This is a genomic window from Nocardioides cavernaquae (assembly GCF_003600895.1).
Taxonomy (GTDB): Bacteria; Actinomycetota; Actinomycetes; order Propionibacteriales; family Nocardioidaceae; genus Nocardioides; species Nocardioides cavernaquae.
Window position 1 is genome coordinate 3189857 of record NZ_QYRP01000002.1, and the last position, 14407, is coordinate 3204263.

Consider the following 14407-nt stretch of genomic DNA (forward strand, 5'->3'; position numbering starts at 1 on the left):
TCCCCATTCCCGAGACGTTGAGGGACGTTTCCACCGTCCCACAGACGTCCTGAAGCGTCCACCAGGGTGGTGTAGTTATCCCCAGCCCCTGCGGTCTTCTCGGTTGTGAGCACTTCAGCTCCCAACCGAGAAGGGGAAGACCCATGGCAGTTCAGCGACGCATCAACGTTCGTCACGGTGACGTGTTCTCACACGGCGCCTATATCCTCGACGCCTTCGAGCCGGTCGCGGACTTCGACGCACCCGCTCGGCCCGACGGCTCGAAGGCCCAGGCCGTCGACAAGGAGAACGGCCTCCCGGTCTGGCAGATCAACGTGATCGACGCCGACCCCTACGCCGGCAAGAAGGAGAAGACCGTCAGCGTCAAGGTCGCCGCGAAGGTCCAGCCGGTTCCGCCCGAGAACAAGTCGGGTACGCCGTTCACCCTCGTCGAGTTCTCTGGGCTCACGTTGACCGCGTGGATCGACGACTCCAACAAGGAACGTCCCAAGCTGCAGTGGTCGATCCGGGCCAGCGGCATCCACGCTCCCGGCCAGGCCCGCTCAGGCGGCTCCGACTCGAAGGCGGCGGCGTGATGATCCGGCTGATTGACGAACGCGAGTCGTACTTGAGCGCCGCGGCATTCATCAGTGATGCGGCCGAGTCGCTGACGTCAGCTGCGCAGACGCTGGCGCTGACCGACCCCCGCCTCGAGGCCGTTGCATCAAGCCTCGCGCTCGCGTCCGACAACCTCATGGGCCGTGTGATCTCCGAGGTGCCGCGCGACGGCGAGGACGACGAGGTGGCGCTGTGATGTCGATCGAGCAACTGGAAGCGGCCAGCCTGATCCGCTCAGCGGTCCGAGCCGCCAACGACGCAGCCGACTCCCTCGGCCTCGTCATGAAGTGCCTTGTAGACGCGGAAAGCGCACACCAAGCAGACGCTGGACGAGTTCGCTACCTCGTGAACGAGCTCGTCGATGACCTCAACCGAGACCTCCTGAGCCGTCAGGACGCGACCTCGAACGTGAGGTGGCTCTGATGTCGACCGCAGTGGCAGCCATGAGGGAGGACCTGACAGCGGCGTACCGCCTGCTGAGGGAAGCAGGCGAGGAGGTTCACCGCGCCGCAACTCTCGTTGACCGGTACTCCCCCTCTATCGCTGACCAGACGCTCTCAACCTTGTCGCTGCTCGAAGACGGGGCCAGCCGCCTGGAGCGGGCGATCCGCCAACTGGAGTCACGGTGAGTCGCGCTATCAGCCTCGGGGCCACGGTCGTCCAGCTCGTTGTGACCTGGCGGAACTGGGCAGGTCTGGGTCTGGTGGTTTCAGGTGCTGCGGCGATCGCGGGACTTGACCCTCTCGCCCGGGTCGCCGCCGTCGTCGCCTGGGCGCCGATTCCGGCGCTGCTCATTTGGAGCGTGGCGTCAGCCGGTTCATTCGAGCAGCGGTACGCCGCACCGGTTCGCCGACGCTCCTGGCGTCGACGCGTCCATGAACGCTGGGCAGACCTCATGCAGCAGTGCGGTCTTGCCGCCCCGTTCAGAAAGGGTCGCGATCTCGATCCGCAGATCCACGTCCCCCGCCTGCTTCGGTGCCGGACCTACGGCTCGGTGCTTGAACTCACCGTGGAAACCCGGCGAGGTCAGACCATTGAAGAACTCAACACTGCGGCGCCCAAGCTGGCAGCCAGCCTGAGGGCAGCGACATACCGCGTCCGACCTGCACAGGGACGCCGCGCTGGGTACTCCACGGTCATCGAGCTCGTCATGCATGACTCGCTGACGGCACCTGTTCAAGCCGCGGCTGCGAGCCCTCTGCCGACGTACGACAAGGTCACCCTCGGCCGAGGCCAGAGCGGTGCGACATGGCAGCTCGTCGTTCGCGGTCGCCACACACTCATTGCCGGCTGCTCGGGGGCTGGCAAAGGGTCAGTGCTCTGGGGACTCTGCTGTGGCCTCTCCCCTGCGGTTCGCCGGGACCTTGTCCGGCTGTGGGGCGTCGATCTGAAGCGCGGTGTCGAGTTGCAGATGGGTGCTGGGCTCTTCTCAGCCGCGGCGTACAACCCACGCGATGCGCTCGCCGTCCTGAAGTCCTTGCTCCAGGTAATCGACGAGCGCGGCACGAAGATGGCCGGACACAGCCGTCTTCACCAGCCGAGGCCAGGCGATCCACTGCACGTGCTGGTGATCGACGAGCTCGCCGCCCTCACCGCCTATTCCGACATCACGATCCGGCGAGACGCGGAGCGCTTGCTCAGCGAGATCCTCACTCAAGGCCGGGCCCTCGGTGTTGTGGTCGTGGCCTGCGTCCAGGACCCGCGCAAGGACGTCGTGCCGATGCGCGGGCTCTTCACCCAGACTGTCGCGCTGCGGCTCCGGTCCATCGAGGAAACGGTCATGGTCCTTGGTGAAGGCGCGGCGGCGATCGCCCCCGCTCACCGGATCTCACCGCGGGCTCCGGGCACGGCATGGATCGTCGACGACACCGGAGCCGTGGATCGCGTCCGGGCCGACTACTGGCCTGACGAGGTGATCGCCGCGGTTGCGACCACGAATCGCGCGAATGTCCTCGTCGAGCTGCCGGCGAACGACAACCTGGATGACTTCGCTGGCGACGGCGAGTGGGACGTCGTATCACCCAGGCGGCCCCGGACACCGCGGAAGCCACGCGAGATGTCCCTCGTGGCACCCATCGGAGGTGACGACGAATGACCAGACCAGGACGACCCACCAGCAGGGAGTTCTCGACGGACTGGATGCGCGACTCGTTGTGCATTGAGGCGCCTGGTCTGCCGTGGACTGACAACTTCCGCGTGCCGACGTACTCATCTGACCTGATGCGCTACCTCTGCCAGCGGTGCCCGGTCTCGGTCGAGTGCACCGTCTTCACGCGCGATGCCGAGGTGAGCGCTGGATTCTGGGCAGGGACGACGCGCAATCCTGTCTACGGCCCGGGTGACGCGGCATGAGTACCTCGTCGTTGTTCACCGCGCCGCCCATCGACACCCAGATGGTTCAGGCAGGGGCAGACAAGGTCGGTGTGTGCCGGCGTCCGTTGCTGCGAAAGGTCAGCGACCGAGCCACCGGTGATGTCACCTCGGTGCCCATCCCCTGCGGTTCAACTCGAGCGAGCGTCTGTCCGTCGTGTGCTGACAAGGCACGTCGGCTCCGGATGCAGCAGTGTCGCGAAGGGTGGCACCTGGTCGACGACCCGCTCCCGCCCGAAGACCCGGATCCAGAAGGTGAGCCGGAGGATGACGATCCCGGCGATGGTGACGGCCCAACCGATCGGCGTACACGGTCGACGCGGCGGCTCGAGGGATTCCCGGATCTGCCGAAGGTCCAGGCCGACCACACCAGCGTCGGCCGAAAGTTCGTCGACCCCCGGACGGGCGCGACTTTCCGGCCGTCGATGTTCATCACGCTCACCCTGCCGAGCTACGGCAAGATCAACGCTCACACCGGAGCGCCGACGGACCCCAACCGGTACGACTACCGGCGCGCTGCCCTCGACGCGATGTTGTTCTCGCGGACAGTCGATCGGTGGTGGCAGAACCTGCGCCGCTGCGCCGGCTACAAGGTGCAGTACTTCGCCACGGTCGAGCCCCAGCGAAGACTGGCGCCCCACCTGCATGCCGCCCTTCGCGGCGCCATCCCACGCTCGGTACTGCGCCAGGTCACCGCTGCCACGTACTGCGCCGTCTGGTGGCCCTCGGTGGAGGTGGTGAAGTACGACGAGGGGCGCGGTGATCGTCTGCCGCAATGGGATCCGGTGACGCTGTGCTACTTCGACCCGGAGACCGGTGAGTTGCTGCCGTCATGGGAGGAAGCGCTCGACCAGGTCGACGTTGAGGGCGAGCCCATGCACGTCGTGCGGTTCGGCAGGCAGCTCGACATCAAGGGCATCGTCGGCGGCTCGGAAGAGACCGGCCGAGCTGTGTCCTACCTCTGCAAGTACCTGACCAAGGCGATCGCCGAGACCTACTCCGACCCCGAAGATCCGGACCCGGCATACGAAGCGCACATCAATCGGCTCTTCGGCGAGGTCCGCTGGCTCCCCTGCTCCGAGACCTGCGCCAACTGGCTCCGGTTCGGGATAACGCCAAAGGACGCCGAGCCGGACCTTGTCCCAGGCCAGTGCTCATCGAAGGCGCACGATCGGGAGTTCCTCGGGTTGGGCGGCCGCCGCGTTCTCGTCTCGAGGCATTGGACCGGAAAGACCTTGGGCGAGCACCGTGCTGACCGATCGGCGGTGGTCAGGGCTGTCCTTGAGGAAGCCGGCATCAATGCACCGGAAGCACGACGCCTCGCGGCCGACGTTCTGGCTGATGACGGACTCCCCCGCTTCGTTTGGGAGGACATTCCTGTCGAACAACGCAACTACGCCGCGACCATCGCGCGATCGATCCGCCAGCGACGCGCCTGGACGGACGAGTACAAGCGCGCCAAGGAGGCCATCCGTGCCGGCCCGCGGCTGCCCGAAGCCTGTGGACAACCAGTTCGGCAATCTCGGGAAGGGAAGGAAGATGGATGAGAAGTACGAAGTGCCGCCGGTCGTCTACACAGTTGAGGAGGCCGCACGCGCGCTGCGCATGAGTCGTGACCGGGTCTACGAGCTGATCCGCTCGGGCCGGCTGCGCACTCTCAAAGAAGGCCGGCTCAGGTTGGTCCCGATCTCGGCGCTCGGGGAGTACGTCGAGACAGCGAGTGGAGGGGACGCCGCATGACCACGAAGCAGCGCCGCCCACGGAATGAGGGCGGTGTGCACTGGGACGAGAAGCGCGAACGCTGGATCGCGGAAAGGACCGTCGGATACGACACCCGCGGGAAGCGGATCCGACGCAAGGCCTCCGGCACGAGCAAGTCGGCCGCGCTGCGGGAATTGGCCAAGCGGGTCAAGTCCTACGAAGCCGGGCTCGCGGTGGGGTCCGAGTTCTACAAGGTCTCGGATGCGATGCGCGACTGGTTCGAGTACGGGCAAGGCAACGTCGACGACGAGACGCGCAAACGCAACAAGAACATGATCGACAACCACATCATCCCGAAACTAGGCGGTCGAAAGCTCCGCGAACTTCGAGCGGACGAAGTCGACAGATGGATGCACGACCTGGCACCACGTCTGTCGACAAGCAGCCTCCGCCGAGTGCGGTGGATCCTTCAGCGATCAGTCATGCAGGCGATGCGCCGCGACATGGTCGATCGCAACGTAGTGGATCTCTGCCAAGTGCCCCGTGGACGAGAAGGTCGAAAGTCCAAGTCGCTCACGATGGAGCATGCCCAGGCGGTGGTCGCCAACACAATCGACGATCCGCTGCACGCGTACATCGTGATGTCACTCCTGACCGGGGCGCGCACCGAGGAGCTCCGGGCGCTTCGCTGGGAGCATGTCCACCTCGAGGCAGATCCGCCGCATGTCGAGGTGTGGCATTCCGTTCGTCGGTCCGGAGACACCAAGACGCCGAAGTCGCGGCGCACGATCGCGCTGCCGGCACTCGTGACCCAGCGGCTCAGGGAACATCGCGTCCGTCAGGCCGAATTCCGTCTGAAGTCGACGACCTGGGCTGATCCGGGAATCGTCTTCGCGACCTCGAACGGGACAGCCATGGACGCTGCCAACGTGCGGCGCGACTTCCGACGGGCCCTCAAACTCGTCCCAGGCATCGATCCCGACGATTGGACGCCGCGCGACCTACGGCACTCCTTCGTCTCACTGCTGTCAGCGTCGGGCCTGAGCATCGAGGACATTGCTCGAGCGGTCGGCCACAGGGGCACCCGTGTCACCGAGCAGGTCTACCGCCACGAGCTACGGCCGATCATTGAAACCGGCGCGACGGCGATGGATGCCCTCTTCGACATGCCGAGTGAATCCGATGAAACCCGTTAGTCCCTCAGTTAGTCCCTCAGGCCCGCGAAAGCAGCGGACGGAGGACGAAATGCGAACAGCCCCTGACCGCGTTTCCGCTGTTCAGGGGCTGTTTCATGGTGGTGGGCGATACTGGGTTTGAACCAGTGACCTCTTCCGTGTCAGGGAAGCGCGCTACCGCTGCGCCAATCGCCCGGGTCTTGAGTTGTATTGCTGGTGGGTGTGGAGGTGGGTACGGGATTTGAACCCGTGTACACGGATTTGCAGTCCGTTGCCTCGCCTCTCGGCCAACCCACCGCGGAGGCCAAACTTCTGCGGAGAGACCTCTCCGAGCGGACAACGAGACTCGAACTCGCGACCTCAACCTTGGCAAGGTTGCGCTCTACCAACTGAGCTATGTCCGCCTGCTACCCGTCCGGCGAACCGCTCGGGCAACGACGAGAACATTAGCCGAACGGGTACGGCGTGCAAAATCGGGGGTCCGTCAGCGCGTCGAATGGGAGGGTTGCCCTGTGCAGGCATGGGTGAACGGTCACATCGTCACGGATCCCGACGCGCCCGCGGTCGCGGTCACTGATCGCGGCTTCACGGTCGGGGCCGGGGTTTTCGAGACCCTCAAGGTGCTCGACGGCACCCCGTTCGCGCTGACCAGACACCTCGCCCGCCTGAACCACGGTGCGGCAGTCCTCGGCATCGACTCCCCCGACGACGCCCTGGTACGCCGAGGGGTCGCCGAGGTCCTGGCCGCAGAGGCCCACCCACTACAGCGACTGAGGATCACCTGGACCGGCACGACACTGGCGATCACGTCGACCGCCTTCGCGTCGTACTCCCCCACGACGGCGATCGTGACCTCGCCCTGGCCCCGCAACGAGCGGAGCCCGCTGGTCGGCATCAAGTCGACCGCGTTCGCCGAGAACATCCTCAGCACCGCCCACGCAGCGAAGCATGACGCGGGCGAGGCGATCCTCGCCAACCTCAACGGCGACCTGTGTGAAGGCGCCGGCTCCAACATCTTCTACGTGCTCGACGGGGAGCTGCGGACGCCCACTCTCGAGTCCGGCTGCCTCCCGGGCGTCACGCGGGACCTGGTGCTCGAGTGGTTCGGAGCGCGCGAGGTCGACGCGCCCCTCGGCGTACTCCTCGAAGCCGACGAGGTCTTCCTCGCGTCGAGCACCCGCAACGTCCAGGGCGTCCACGCGATCGACGGCCGCGCGCTCGGCGCGCCCGGACCCGTCACCACCGAGGTCGCCAGGGTGTGGGCCGAGCGGGAAGCACAGAGCCTCGATCCCTAGTGGGAACGAGGCTCTGGCAGTGGGCCGATGCTGTGACGGGCTCCTCCCTCAAAGAGTCCGTACCAGCGTCGCGCGTCCGAGTTGTGGGGGTCAGGCAGCCATCAGCTGGTTGATCAGCGCGTCGAGGTCGAGGTAGTCGCCCTCGGAGCCGAGCGGGACCGCGCTGAGCGTGCGGTTCACGAAGCGGTAGACGTCCTTCGTCGGGATCTGCACGAGCAGCTCACCGTCGGGCGAGTTGAGCTCGACGATCACGACGGCCTGGCCGGAGGCGTCGAGGCATGGCCACACGTGGACGTCGCCGTCGCCGGAGGGCGAGGTGAGACCGCGGATGAGCAGGTCGCGGGCGAAGGTCCAGATGACGTCGCCGCCACCCGTGTGGAAGGTGGTCGTGACCGCGTAGGGGTCAGTCGTCGAGTAGCCGAGGTCGGCGTCGAGAGACAGGGTCTGCCCCGCACCGTCGACGCAGTCCATAGCCACTGACTGGGTGACCGAACCGGTGTGGATCTCGCCTTCGAACATCATCACGTTGCCTCCGCCTTGACTGGGCCGCTCCGTGGCCCTGTGGGAGAGGAACGGAGCAAGTGCGACACCATGACGCGGTTTTTCTGGACGAGTGTCACGTGGTCCCGCTCACACCCGCGGCTAGGCTCTGCATGTGACGACTGAGGAGCGCCCACCCGAGACCGAGCCCCGGCCGAATGCGGCCAAGCGGCTCCACACGCGCCTCCACGCCAACCCGGTCACCGGCCTCGCCACGAAGGTCGTCGTCACCGTCATCGGCGTGGCGATCGTCCTCGCCGGCGCCGTGATGACCGGCCCGGTCCCCGGCCCCGGTTTCCTGATCGTCGTCGCGGGTCTCGCGATCCTCGCGACGGAGTGGGCCTGGGCGGAGAAGCTGCTGCAGCGCGCCCGCGCCTGGCTGGAGAAGTCCACCGCCCAGGTGAAGAACATGGACCCGGCCGTACGACGCCGTCGACTGCTGCTGGGACTCCTGGCGACAGTGCTGGTGCTCGGTGTTGCGGCGGCCCTGATCGCGGCGTACGGCTGGCCGGGGCTCGCGATCAGCAGCTGGGACCGGATCCAGTCGATCAGCGACGTCGTGCCCGAGCTCCCGGGCATGTGACCCCGATTTCGGGTTTGGGGCCGCTGGTGCGCTAGAGTTCCCGGCGCACCACACGGGCGATTGGCGCAGTGGTAGCGCGCTTCGTTCACACCGAAGAGGTCACTGGTTCGAACCCAGTATCGCCCACCGACAGGCCCCGCTCCGGCGGGGCCTTGGTGCATTTCTGGGCTGTTGTGGACCGGTGCACCTACGCTCGCGTGGTGACCCCGTCCAAGCGCCTCCCCCGCCTTCGCCGCAGCCCCGACGCGGTGAGCCCGACGGCCCACTACACAGGGCACGTGTGGGCACGCAACGGTCTCGGACCGGCAGAGCTGGACACCAGGACTGGCGCGGTCCTGCACGGCCTGCTCGCGCCTCTCAATGCCGTCAGCGGGCGCCTCGGTGGACCGACGCTCGAGGGCCTGCTGCTCGGCCGCCACCAGGTGATGGACGACCTGCTGCACGCCGCGATCAAGGACGGCCGGATCAGCCAGGTCGTCGAGATCGCGTCCGGGATGTCGCCGCGGGGGCAGCGCTTCTCCGAGCAGTACGGCGAGGCGCTGGCCTACGTCGAGGCGGACCTGCCCGCGATGGCAGACCGCAAGCGGCGCGCTCTTGAGGGTTTGCCGCGGAGCACGACGCACGCGGTCGTGGACTTCGACGCGCTGCGTGAGGACGGGCCGGGCAGCCTCGCCTCCGTGATGGCCTCGCTCGACCCGACGCGCGGCACGGCGATCATCACCGAGGGGCTGCTGAACTACCTGCCGCCGGAGGCCGTCCGCACGCTCTGGGGTCGCCTCGGTGCGGAGCTGGCACGGTTCCCGGCCGGGGTCTACATCTCCGACCTGCACCTCTCCGGCGAGCTTCGTGGCGGCGCAGCCCGGGGCTTCGGCGTCCTGCTCGCAGCGTTCGTCCGTGGCCGGATCCACTTCCACTTCGCTGATGCCCCGGCTGCCGAGAAGGCGCTCCACGAGAGCGGATTCGACCGCGTCGTACTCCATCGACTGGACGACCCCGCGCTCGGCGTACCCGCCCGGCTGCACGCAGGAGCCCGCCTGGCGCGGGTCATCGAGGCATGGACGGAGGCACCCGCATGAGCCGCATCTTCACGACCAGCTTTGCTTCGGTCTATCCCCACTACGTCACCAAGGTGGAGAAGAAGGGGCGCACGAAGGCCGAGCTGGACGAGGTGATCGAGTGGCTCACCGGGTTCGACGAGTCAGCCCTGGCCGGCCACCTCGCCGCCGGCACGACGTTCGAGGAGTTCTTCGACGCCGCCGAGCTCAACCCGCACGCGTCGCTCATCACCGGCGTCGTGTGCGGCGTCCGCGTCGAGTCGGTCGAGGATCCGCTGATGCAGAAGATCCGTTACCTCGACAAGCTGGTCGACGAGCTGGCCAAGGGCAAGGCGATGGAGAAGGTCCTGCGGGCCTGATCCTCTGCGACGGTCGACCGGGCGACGAAGTTGAGTAGTTCTACGCTCGAACTCCGCCCTCACCGGATGTCAGCATCGACCATGGTCCGGATTCTTGGTGTTTCAGTGGCACTGGCCCTCTTCTCCGCGGCCATGTGGTTCGCCTGGCTGGGGTGGGACCACGAGTACTACCTCGTGGACGGCTATCCGCAGGGCCCCTATCGCGCCTGGCAGGTGATCGGCTGCGGCGCGTCCATCGCGGTCGCCGCCGTCGCGGCGTACCTGCTGAGTCGCCGGGTCGTCGCCATCTTCACGCTTGCGCCGGCCGCGGTCCTCGGCTTCGCGGTCGCGTGGGGCCAGGATGCGGCGACGACTGATGAGTCCGGCCTGTGGGTCGTCGGACTGGGCATGATCCTGGTCGGCGGCACCGGCGCGCTCCTGGCCCTGCTCGCCATCACCGCCGCCATCACGGCCGCCGTTGCAGCCACACGCAGCAACGTCGGGCTGGTCAACCCAGGCCATTGACCCTCAGACCGGCGCGGGATATTCCTCGGCGGGGTTCAGCGCAACGACCGCCGCCAGGATCAGGGCTCCCCCTACGACTCCGAGCCAAGGCAGCCGCTCGCCAAGCAGCACGGCCGCCAATGCTGCGGCAGACAACGGCTCCACGAGCGTGGCCACCGTGGCTGCGGATCCAGACGTGGTCCGCAGTCCTGCGTACAGGAGCCCGTACGACAGCGCCATGGTCGCGATCCCGAGGTAGGCCAGCAAGGTCAGCGAGACCGGATCCGGTGTGAGGACAGGTGCGCCCGTCACGGCTGCGACGACGAAGAACGGGGCCAGGACGATCGCGCCCACCACTGTGGCGCACGTCGTCAACGCGATGGCCTCGACCTGTTGGGAGAGCCGGTGCCCGAGCACCGTCGTGCCTGCGTACGTCGCTCCGGCCGCGACCGCAAGCAGCAGACCCAGCGCTGGCTCGTCACTCGGCGCCGCCGATCCATGACCCGCAGCGAAGCTGATCAACACCAGCCCACTGAGCGCTCCGGCGAGGACCGCGACCTGTCGCCGCGATGGCCGGGTCCCTGCCGCGAGGTGCTCCCACGTGGCGGCGAGGATCGGGGCGAGCCCCAACGAGACGACCGTGGCGACACTGACCCCGACCATCAGGACAGAGACGAAGTAGAGGCCCTGATAGGTGGCCGTGCCGCAACCAACGAGGGTCACCAACAGCGGGTGTTCCCGCATCGTTCTCAGGACGGCGCGTCCCCGCCGTGCGGCAGTTGCGAAGACGATCAACGCGACTGCCGCGATGACCATCCGCCACGCGCTGACGGTCATCGCTCCAAACCCGTCGCGCTCGTGCAGGAACGTCACCACCAGGCCACCGGTCCCCCAGAGGACGCCCGCTGCGCAGACCTGGAGCAAACCGATCCGAGTGCGCCGGGAAGCGCGTGCGGTGGTGGTCACCGCTGAAACCTATCGACCCGGGCAATCAATCCTGTGAACGCTGTCGGCACACCCTCCGCGGCTACAGATGAGTGCGTTCGACTTCACTCGAAGGGCACGGTCCTGTCATCGACGGATGCCAGGACCCAGACCTTCCGACCAAGCAGCTGCTCCAGAACCTGCTCCAGGACACGCTCGTCGCCGGTGAGCGCCAAAAGGTCCTCCTGATCCAGCACGAAGCAGACCTCGTCGCCAGATCCCAGCGGAAGGGTCCTGAGCTCACCGACGTAGCCGGCGAGCTCGAAGGCACCGCGAACGGCAGTCTGCTGCCCGACGTTGAACATGCTCGTCACGCTAACCCGCTCCGACCGTTGGCGTCCGACCATCGGAAGACATGCGCTCATCGACGCGCACGGCCTACCGTCAGTCGACCCGCAGAGGAGAATCCATGTTGTCGCTCGCCTCGCGTGCCCTTGTCGGGATCACGCTGTTCACCACGCTGACCGCGTGCGGCGCCGATTCTCCAGAGGTGCGGCCTGACACCTCACCAGTAGTTGAGAAGGCGCCCGAGGCGCCGAGCGTCGTCGAGCCAGTCATGCCCGACCTGGTCGGGATGTCCTATCTCGATGGCCAGGAGCTCTTGGGTGCCGCACTCGACGCCGCCGGGAATGACACCGTCATTCAGGCACGCACGAGGCGCACGGGCAGTGCCGAACCCGGCACGTATGTGGATCAGTCTCCAGCCCCGGGCACGGTCCTCACTGCTGAGACCCCGATCAGGATCTTTGTCGAGGAGGGGCCGTAGTAGTGACGGCACAGCGGCATGATCGCGCCACTCGCTCCGCCGTGCCGCGCCTCGGCTGATGATCGTTCTAGCCTTTGGTTAGGGAGTCCCTCGCCCCTACGCCCGTGAGGAAGCCTGCATGACCTTCCAGCTGAGGCTCGACATCGCTGCCTCACCGGCGACAGTCTTCGCCTTCGTCTCCGATTTCACGACTACGCCCGAGTGGTACTCCGCCGTGCATCGGGTCGATTGCATCGCCGGCACCGGAGGGCTCGGGACGCGATATGAGGTGCACCGGCAACTACCTGGCGGCTCCGCGCACAACGAGGTTGAGATCACCGGCTACGAGAGTGGGCGCGAGGTCACCTTCTCTTCCATCAGCGGCCCGACGCCGTTTGCCTACCGCTACATCGTCGAGCCACGTGACGCGGCGACCCGGCTCACGCTCGAGGGCACGATCGGTGCAGCCGGACTCACAGGGCCCGCGGCTCTTCTCGGACCGGTGGCAGAACGCTTCTTCAAGCGAGGCATGCGGGCCAACCTCGACGTACTCGCGAGGATCCTCGAGCGCTGACCCGTCGCATCCTGTTCGAGGCAGATCCGCGCACTTGGTTACTAGGCTGAAGGGCGTGGACAAGGACTCGCGGGACGGTCGGCAGACCGAGCTCCTGATTCGACGGTTCGGCCAGTCAGGGGCGACTGTCGATGACGCTGTCCCTGCCTTCTCTGGCATGTACCCAGCGTTTAGCGGGTTCGGCAACTGGGAGTTGCTCTTCACGCGCTGGCGGATCCTCGCGCTCGCTGCCGGCGAGGTCCAGGTCTGGACTGCGTGGACCGGGCCCACGCCAAAGAAGTTGCTCGCCTCAGCCGATCGACATGACCTCGTCGTGGAGCGGGGCCACCTTGCTTACAGCAGGGTCACGGTCGCTGGGCACCGCCTATGGGTCCACCGGCGCGACTTGGCCTCGCTCAAACGCTGGCGCGAGTCGGCTGAATGATCGAGCGAACATCGGCAGTTCCCGCTGTATCAGCGGCATGAGCGAGCGGATTCAGCGGGCGTTGACGTGCAACTCAGGGTGAGCGCAACACGTCGCGAAGCCGCCGTGCCTAGGGCATTCGATGTCCACGGACGACGGGCAGTAGTAGATGTCAGGGCACCGGCAGTCCCGCGCGACTCGCTCCCATGCCGCAGCGATTGCCTCGGGGGTAGCGGGGTCCGGTGTGGGAACTCGCTTACCCAGCCCAAGCCAGCGGAAGATCCTCATGCCGCAAGGATCCCAGCTCCGACCACCCGCGGCTTGTGAGGCCGGATCACTCCCAGTTGCGCGAGGCGTACGACTGCCCATCTACGTCAGGGAAGTCGGTCGTGTTCACGCCCCACCCTTGACGCTTCCAGTAGAGGGTCATGGCTTCAAAGTGGCTCGCAGCTTCAACCGTCCAGACAAGCGTCGCCCTGGCGAAAGGTCGCGTCGCGCTCCATCGCCCATCGGCCTGGCCAGACAGAACGTCAGGTACCCACCCTTGTCCGCCGGCGGCGATCTCCGTCCGCATCAGCAACGTGAACTGTTCGTCATCAGGACCTTCGCGCATGTCCACCTCATGACGGAAAGCAGTGCCGTCATCGCGGCTGAGCGGGTCATATCGCCTTCGCTACTTTTCCCATGCCTGCCTGAGAAGCGGGCCTCCGAACGCCTCGACGTGCGGTGCCCAAACCGCATTCGTGAGCGTGCGTCCAGTAGTCGATCATGTCGTCGTCGGCGCCTAGGAGACGATCGATCCAGTCGAAGACCAACCGCAGCGCGACTGGATCATCCAGGGCCTCGCTCATCACCTCGTGGCGAAGACCTAGTCAACTCGGCCAGCGGGATCGGTGCCCGCATCTTCAGCGACGGCCGCGGCCTTGTGCGGAAACGTCAGGCCGAACTCACGCTCCACGTTGTCACTGGTCAGCAGCACGGAATCAGAGTAGGTCTGAACCGGCATGTCCGAGCGGGCCGCCGCGCCGAGCCATAGGCTGCCGAGTATGGCCGTGATCCTGCGCTTTCACCTCCGAAATCAGCTCAACGACATTGTTCGAGCGGTCACTTTCCGGGCTCAAGCGTGAGCGTGCACGCCGTACTTCTGCGGGCAATTGCCTGGATCACGATCCTGGTGTTCGCCGTCAGGAGGTGCCTCATCGAGCAGACCGTGTCCATGGAACATGCGGACCGGATTCTTCTCCTAGCCTTAGCAATCCCGATTGCATTTGGGTTCGGCTACCGCCTTGACCAACTTGCACCCTGGGCCATGAAGCCCCAAAACGATCGCCAAAGCCGCCGGTCGGCGGCGATTCTCATTGCCTTCTTTGTTGCGCTGACCGTGGTACTTCCCTCGGGTACGAGCTTGGTCGTCGCGTCCGCACTGGCGGTTGTAGCTGCGCCCTTAATGCTTGGCCTCGAGTTGCGGAATCTGAAGTCTGGCGGTGCACTGTTCCGCTCATCCTTGACCCAACTCGACTAGAGGGTGGCGGATGCTCTGCCT

At 66.4% G+C, this 14407-nt stretch carries 22 protein-coding genes and 4 tRNA genes; 18 read left to right on the forward strand and 8 right to left on the reverse strand.

Annotated features, from left to right (window positions below; all coding sequences use genetic code 11):
* Window positions 1–143 precede the first annotated feature (143 nt).
* From D4739_RS15320 to D4739_RS15335, 3 genes are all read left to right on the forward strand, one after another.
* Complete coding sequence (locus D4739_RS15320; RefSeq protein ID WP_120061416.1) at window positions 144–575, forward strand: plasmid replication, integration and excision activator; 432 nt, start codon at window positions 144–146, stop codon at window positions 573–575.
* Window positions 575–793: a hypothetical protein gene (locus tag D4739_RS15325; protein ID WP_120061417.1), complete on the forward strand. Its 219-nt coding sequence runs from the start codon at window positions 575–577 to the stop codon at window positions 791–793. Before D4739_RS15320 ends, D4739_RS15325 begins: the two co-directional genes overlap by 1 nt.
* A 226-nt stretch (window positions 794–1019) precedes the next feature.
* Window positions 1020–1226: a hypothetical protein gene (locus tag D4739_RS15335; protein ID WP_120061419.1), complete on the forward strand. Its 207-nt coding sequence runs from the start codon at window positions 1020–1022 to the stop codon at window positions 1224–1226.
* Between the two features lie 188 nt (window positions 1227–1414).
* Here D4739_RS15335 and D4739_RS16965 read toward each other — a convergent pair whose 3' ends face one another.
* Window positions 1415–1555, reverse strand: coding sequence for a hypothetical protein (locus D4739_RS16965; protein ID WP_182920505.1), 141 nt, complete (start codon window positions 1553–1555; stop codon window positions 1415–1417).
* A gap of 192 nt (window positions 1556–1747) precedes the next feature.
* Here D4739_RS16965 and D4739_RS15340 point away from each other — a divergent pair, with 192 nt between their 5' ends.
* The 5 genes from D4739_RS15340 to D4739_RS15365 are packed head-to-tail and all read left to right on the forward strand — an operon-like array spanning window position 1748 to window position 5864.
* The gene (locus D4739_RS15340) at window positions 1748–2692 is read left to right on the forward strand and encodes an FtsK/SpoIIIE domain-containing protein (RefSeq protein WP_220699310.1); all 945 of its coding nucleotides are present in this window, start codon (window positions 1748–1750) and stop codon (window positions 2690–2692) included.
* Window positions 2689–2949 (forward strand): WhiB family transcriptional regulator, encoded by a 261-nt coding sequence (locus D4739_RS15345; RefSeq protein WP_120061421.1) that lies wholly within the window; start codon window positions 2689–2691, stop codon window positions 2947–2949. Before D4739_RS15340 ends, D4739_RS15345 begins: the two co-directional genes overlap by 4 nt.
* 11 nt (window positions 2950–2960) lie before the next feature.
* Window positions 2961–4514, forward strand: a complete 1554-nt coding sequence (locus D4739_RS15355) for a replication initiator (protein WP_220699311.1) — start codon at window positions 2961–2963, stop codon at window positions 4512–4514.
* Window positions 4507–4707 carry a helix-turn-helix domain-containing protein gene (locus D4739_RS15360; RefSeq protein WP_120061424.1) on the forward strand — a complete coding sequence of 67 codons (201 nt, stop codon included), beginning with the start codon at window positions 4507–4509 and terminating at the stop codon, window positions 4705–4707. The genes D4739_RS15355 and D4739_RS15360 overlap by 8 nt, the downstream gene beginning before the upstream one ends.
* Complete coding sequence (locus D4739_RS15365) at window positions 4704–5864, forward strand: site-specific integrase (protein ID WP_120061425.1); 1161 nt, start codon at window positions 4704–4706, stop codon at window positions 5862–5864. The genes D4739_RS15360 and D4739_RS15365 overlap by 4 nt, the downstream gene beginning before the upstream one ends.
* Window positions 5865–5963: 99 nt before the next feature.
* Here the strand turns inward: D4739_RS15365 and D4739_RS15370 are convergent.
* The 3 genes from D4739_RS15370 to D4739_RS15380 form a co-directional block, all read right to left on the reverse strand.
* Window positions 5964–6038: transfer RNA gene (locus D4739_RS15370), tRNA-Val, on the reverse strand.
* A 28-nt stretch (window positions 6039–6066) separates the two neighbouring features.
* Window positions 6067–6140 (reverse strand) — tRNA-Cys (locus tag D4739_RS15375).
* 34 nt (window positions 6141–6174) lie between these two features.
* Window positions 6175–6247: transfer RNA gene (locus D4739_RS15380), tRNA-Gly, on the reverse strand.
* A 108-nt stretch (window positions 6248–6355) separates the two neighbouring features.
* On the opposite strand from D4739_RS15380, the gene D4739_RS15385 reads away from it, so the two are divergent.
* Complete coding sequence (locus D4739_RS15385) at window positions 6356–7138, forward strand: aminotransferase class IV (RefSeq protein ID WP_182920442.1); 783 nt, start codon at window positions 6356–6358, stop codon at window positions 7136–7138.
* A 90-nt stretch (window positions 7139–7228) separates the two neighbouring features.
* Here D4739_RS15385 and D4739_RS15390 read toward each other — a convergent pair whose 3' ends face one another.
* The gene (locus D4739_RS15390; protein WP_238473743.1) at window positions 7229–7660 is read right to left on the reverse strand and encodes an SsgA family sporulation/cell division regulator; all 432 of its coding nucleotides are present in this window, start codon (window positions 7658–7660) and stop codon (window positions 7229–7231) included.
* A gap of 133 nt (window positions 7661–7793) precedes the next feature.
* Here D4739_RS15390 and D4739_RS15395 point away from each other — a divergent pair, with 133 nt between their 5' ends.
* From D4739_RS15395 to D4739_RS15415, 5 genes are all read left to right on the forward strand, one after another.
* Window positions 7794–8261: a PGPGW domain-containing protein gene (locus tag D4739_RS15395; RefSeq protein ID WP_182920443.1), complete on the forward strand. Its 468-nt coding sequence runs from the start codon at window positions 7794–7796 to the stop codon at window positions 8259–8261.
* 54 nt (window positions 8262–8315) lie between these two features.
* A tRNA-Val gene (locus tag D4739_RS15400) sits at window positions 8316–8387 on the forward strand.
* Window positions 8388–8461: 74 nt separating this feature from the next.
* Window positions 8462–9337, forward strand: a complete 876-nt coding sequence (locus tag D4739_RS15405; RefSeq protein ID WP_120061947.1) for a class I SAM-dependent methyltransferase — start codon at window positions 8462–8464, stop codon at window positions 9335–9337.
* Window positions 9334–9675, forward strand: coding sequence for a DUF2200 domain-containing protein (locus D4739_RS15410; protein ID WP_120061948.1), 342 nt, complete (start codon window positions 9334–9336; stop codon window positions 9673–9675). The genes D4739_RS15405 and D4739_RS15410 overlap by 4 nt, the downstream gene beginning before the upstream one ends.
* A 105-nt stretch (window positions 9676–9780) precedes the next feature.
* A complete protein-coding gene (locus D4739_RS15415) occupies window positions 9781–10179 on the forward strand; it encodes a hypothetical protein (RefSeq protein ID WP_120061428.1) in 399 nt (132 codons plus the stop codon).
* Between the two features lie 3 nt (window positions 10180–10182).
* On the opposite strand, the gene D4739_RS15420 is transcribed toward D4739_RS15415, so the two are convergent.
* The gene (locus D4739_RS15420; RefSeq protein WP_120061429.1) at window positions 10183–11124 is read right to left on the reverse strand and encodes a DMT family transporter; all 942 of its coding nucleotides are present in this window, start codon (window positions 11122–11124) and stop codon (window positions 10183–10185) included.
* A gap of 83 nt (window positions 11125–11207) precedes the next feature.
* Window positions 11208–11447 carry a hypothetical protein gene (locus D4739_RS15425; RefSeq protein ID WP_120061430.1) on the reverse strand — a complete coding sequence of 80 codons (240 nt, stop codon included), beginning with the start codon at window positions 11445–11447 and terminating at the stop codon, window positions 11208–11210.
* Between the two features lie 104 nt (window positions 11448–11551).
* On the opposite strand from D4739_RS15425, the gene D4739_RS15430 reads away from it, so the two are divergent.
* The 3 genes from D4739_RS15430 (at window position 11552) to D4739_RS15440 (ending at window position 12885) form a co-directional block, all read left to right on the forward strand.
* On the forward strand, window positions 11552–11908 hold the full coding sequence (locus D4739_RS15430; protein ID WP_182920444.1) for a PASTA domain-containing protein: 357 nt from the start codon (window positions 11552–11554) through the stop codon (window positions 11906–11908).
* A gap of 118 nt (window positions 11909–12026) precedes the next feature.
* The gene (locus D4739_RS15435; RefSeq protein ID WP_120061432.1) at window positions 12027–12461 is read left to right on the forward strand and encodes an SRPBCC family protein; all 435 of its coding nucleotides are present in this window, start codon (window positions 12027–12029) and stop codon (window positions 12459–12461) included.
* Between the two features lie 55 nt (window positions 12462–12516).
* On the forward strand, window positions 12517–12885 hold the full coding sequence (locus D4739_RS15440) for a hypothetical protein (protein WP_120061433.1): 369 nt from the start codon (window positions 12517–12519) through the stop codon (window positions 12883–12885).
* 313 nt (window positions 12886–13198) lie between these two features.
* Here the strand turns inward: D4739_RS15440 and D4739_RS16970 are convergent, their stop codons facing one another.
* The gene (locus tag D4739_RS16970; protein ID WP_182920506.1) at window positions 13199–13477 is read right to left on the reverse strand and encodes a hypothetical protein; all 279 of its coding nucleotides are present in this window, start codon (window positions 13475–13477) and stop codon (window positions 13199–13201) included.
* Window positions 13478–13987: 510 nt separating this feature from the next.
* Here D4739_RS16970 and D4739_RS15445 point away from each other — a divergent pair.
* Entirely contained in the window at window positions 13988–14386 is a 399-nt protein-coding gene (locus tag D4739_RS15445) for a hypothetical protein (protein WP_120061434.1), read from the forward strand.
* Window positions 14387–14407: the final 21 nt, after the last annotated feature.

Excerpts from the sequence above, each read along its gene's own strand:
- D4739_RS15320 (WP_120061416.1), top strand. The coding sequence starts at position 144 with ATGGCAGTTCAGCGACGCATCAACGTTCGTCACGGTGACGTGTTCTCA.
- D4739_RS15325 (WP_120061417.1), top strand. The coding sequence starts at position 575 with ATGATCCGGCTGATTGACGAACGCGAGTCGTACTTGAGCGCCGCGGCA.
- D4739_RS15335 (WP_120061419.1), top strand. The coding sequence starts at position 1,020 with ATGTCGACCGCAGTGGCAGCCATGAGGGAGGACCTGACAGCGGCGTAC.
- D4739_RS15340 (WP_220699310.1), top strand. The coding sequence starts at position 1,748 with ATGCATGACTCGCTGACGGCACCTGTTCAAGCCGCGGCTGCGAGCCCT.
- D4739_RS15345 (WP_120061421.1), top strand. The coding sequence starts at position 2,689 with ATGACCAGACCAGGACGACCCACCAGCAGGGAGTTCTCGACGGACTGG.
- D4739_RS15360 (WP_120061424.1), top strand. The coding sequence starts at position 4,507 with ATGGATGAGAAGTACGAAGTGCCGCCGGTCGTCTACACAGTTGAGGAG.
- D4739_RS15365 (WP_120061425.1), top strand. The coding sequence starts at position 4,704 with ATGACCACGAAGCAGCGCCGCCCACGGAATGAGGGCGGTGTGCACTGG.
- D4739_RS15390 (WP_238473743.1), bottom strand. The coding sequence starts at position 7,660 with ATGATGTTCGAAGGCGAGATCCACACCGGTTCGGTCACCCAGTCAGTG.
- D4739_RS15410 (WP_120061948.1), top strand. The coding sequence starts at position 9,334 with ATGAGCCGCATCTTCACGACCAGCTTTGCTTCGGTCTATCCCCACTAC.
- D4739_RS15425 (WP_120061430.1), bottom strand. The coding sequence starts at position 11,447 with ATGTTCAACGTCGGGCAGCAGACTGCCGTTCGCGGTGCCTTCGAGCTC.
- D4739_RS15430 (WP_182920444.1), top strand. The coding sequence starts at position 11,552 with ATGTTGTCGCTCGCCTCGCGTGCCCTTGTCGGGATCACGCTGTTCACC.
- D4739_RS15435 (WP_120061432.1), top strand. The coding sequence starts at position 12,027 with ATGACCTTCCAGCTGAGGCTCGACATCGCTGCCTCACCGGCGACAGTC.
- D4739_RS16970 (WP_182920506.1), bottom strand. The coding sequence starts at position 13,477 with ATGCGCGAAGGTCCTGATGACGAACAGTTCACGTTGCTGATGCGGACG.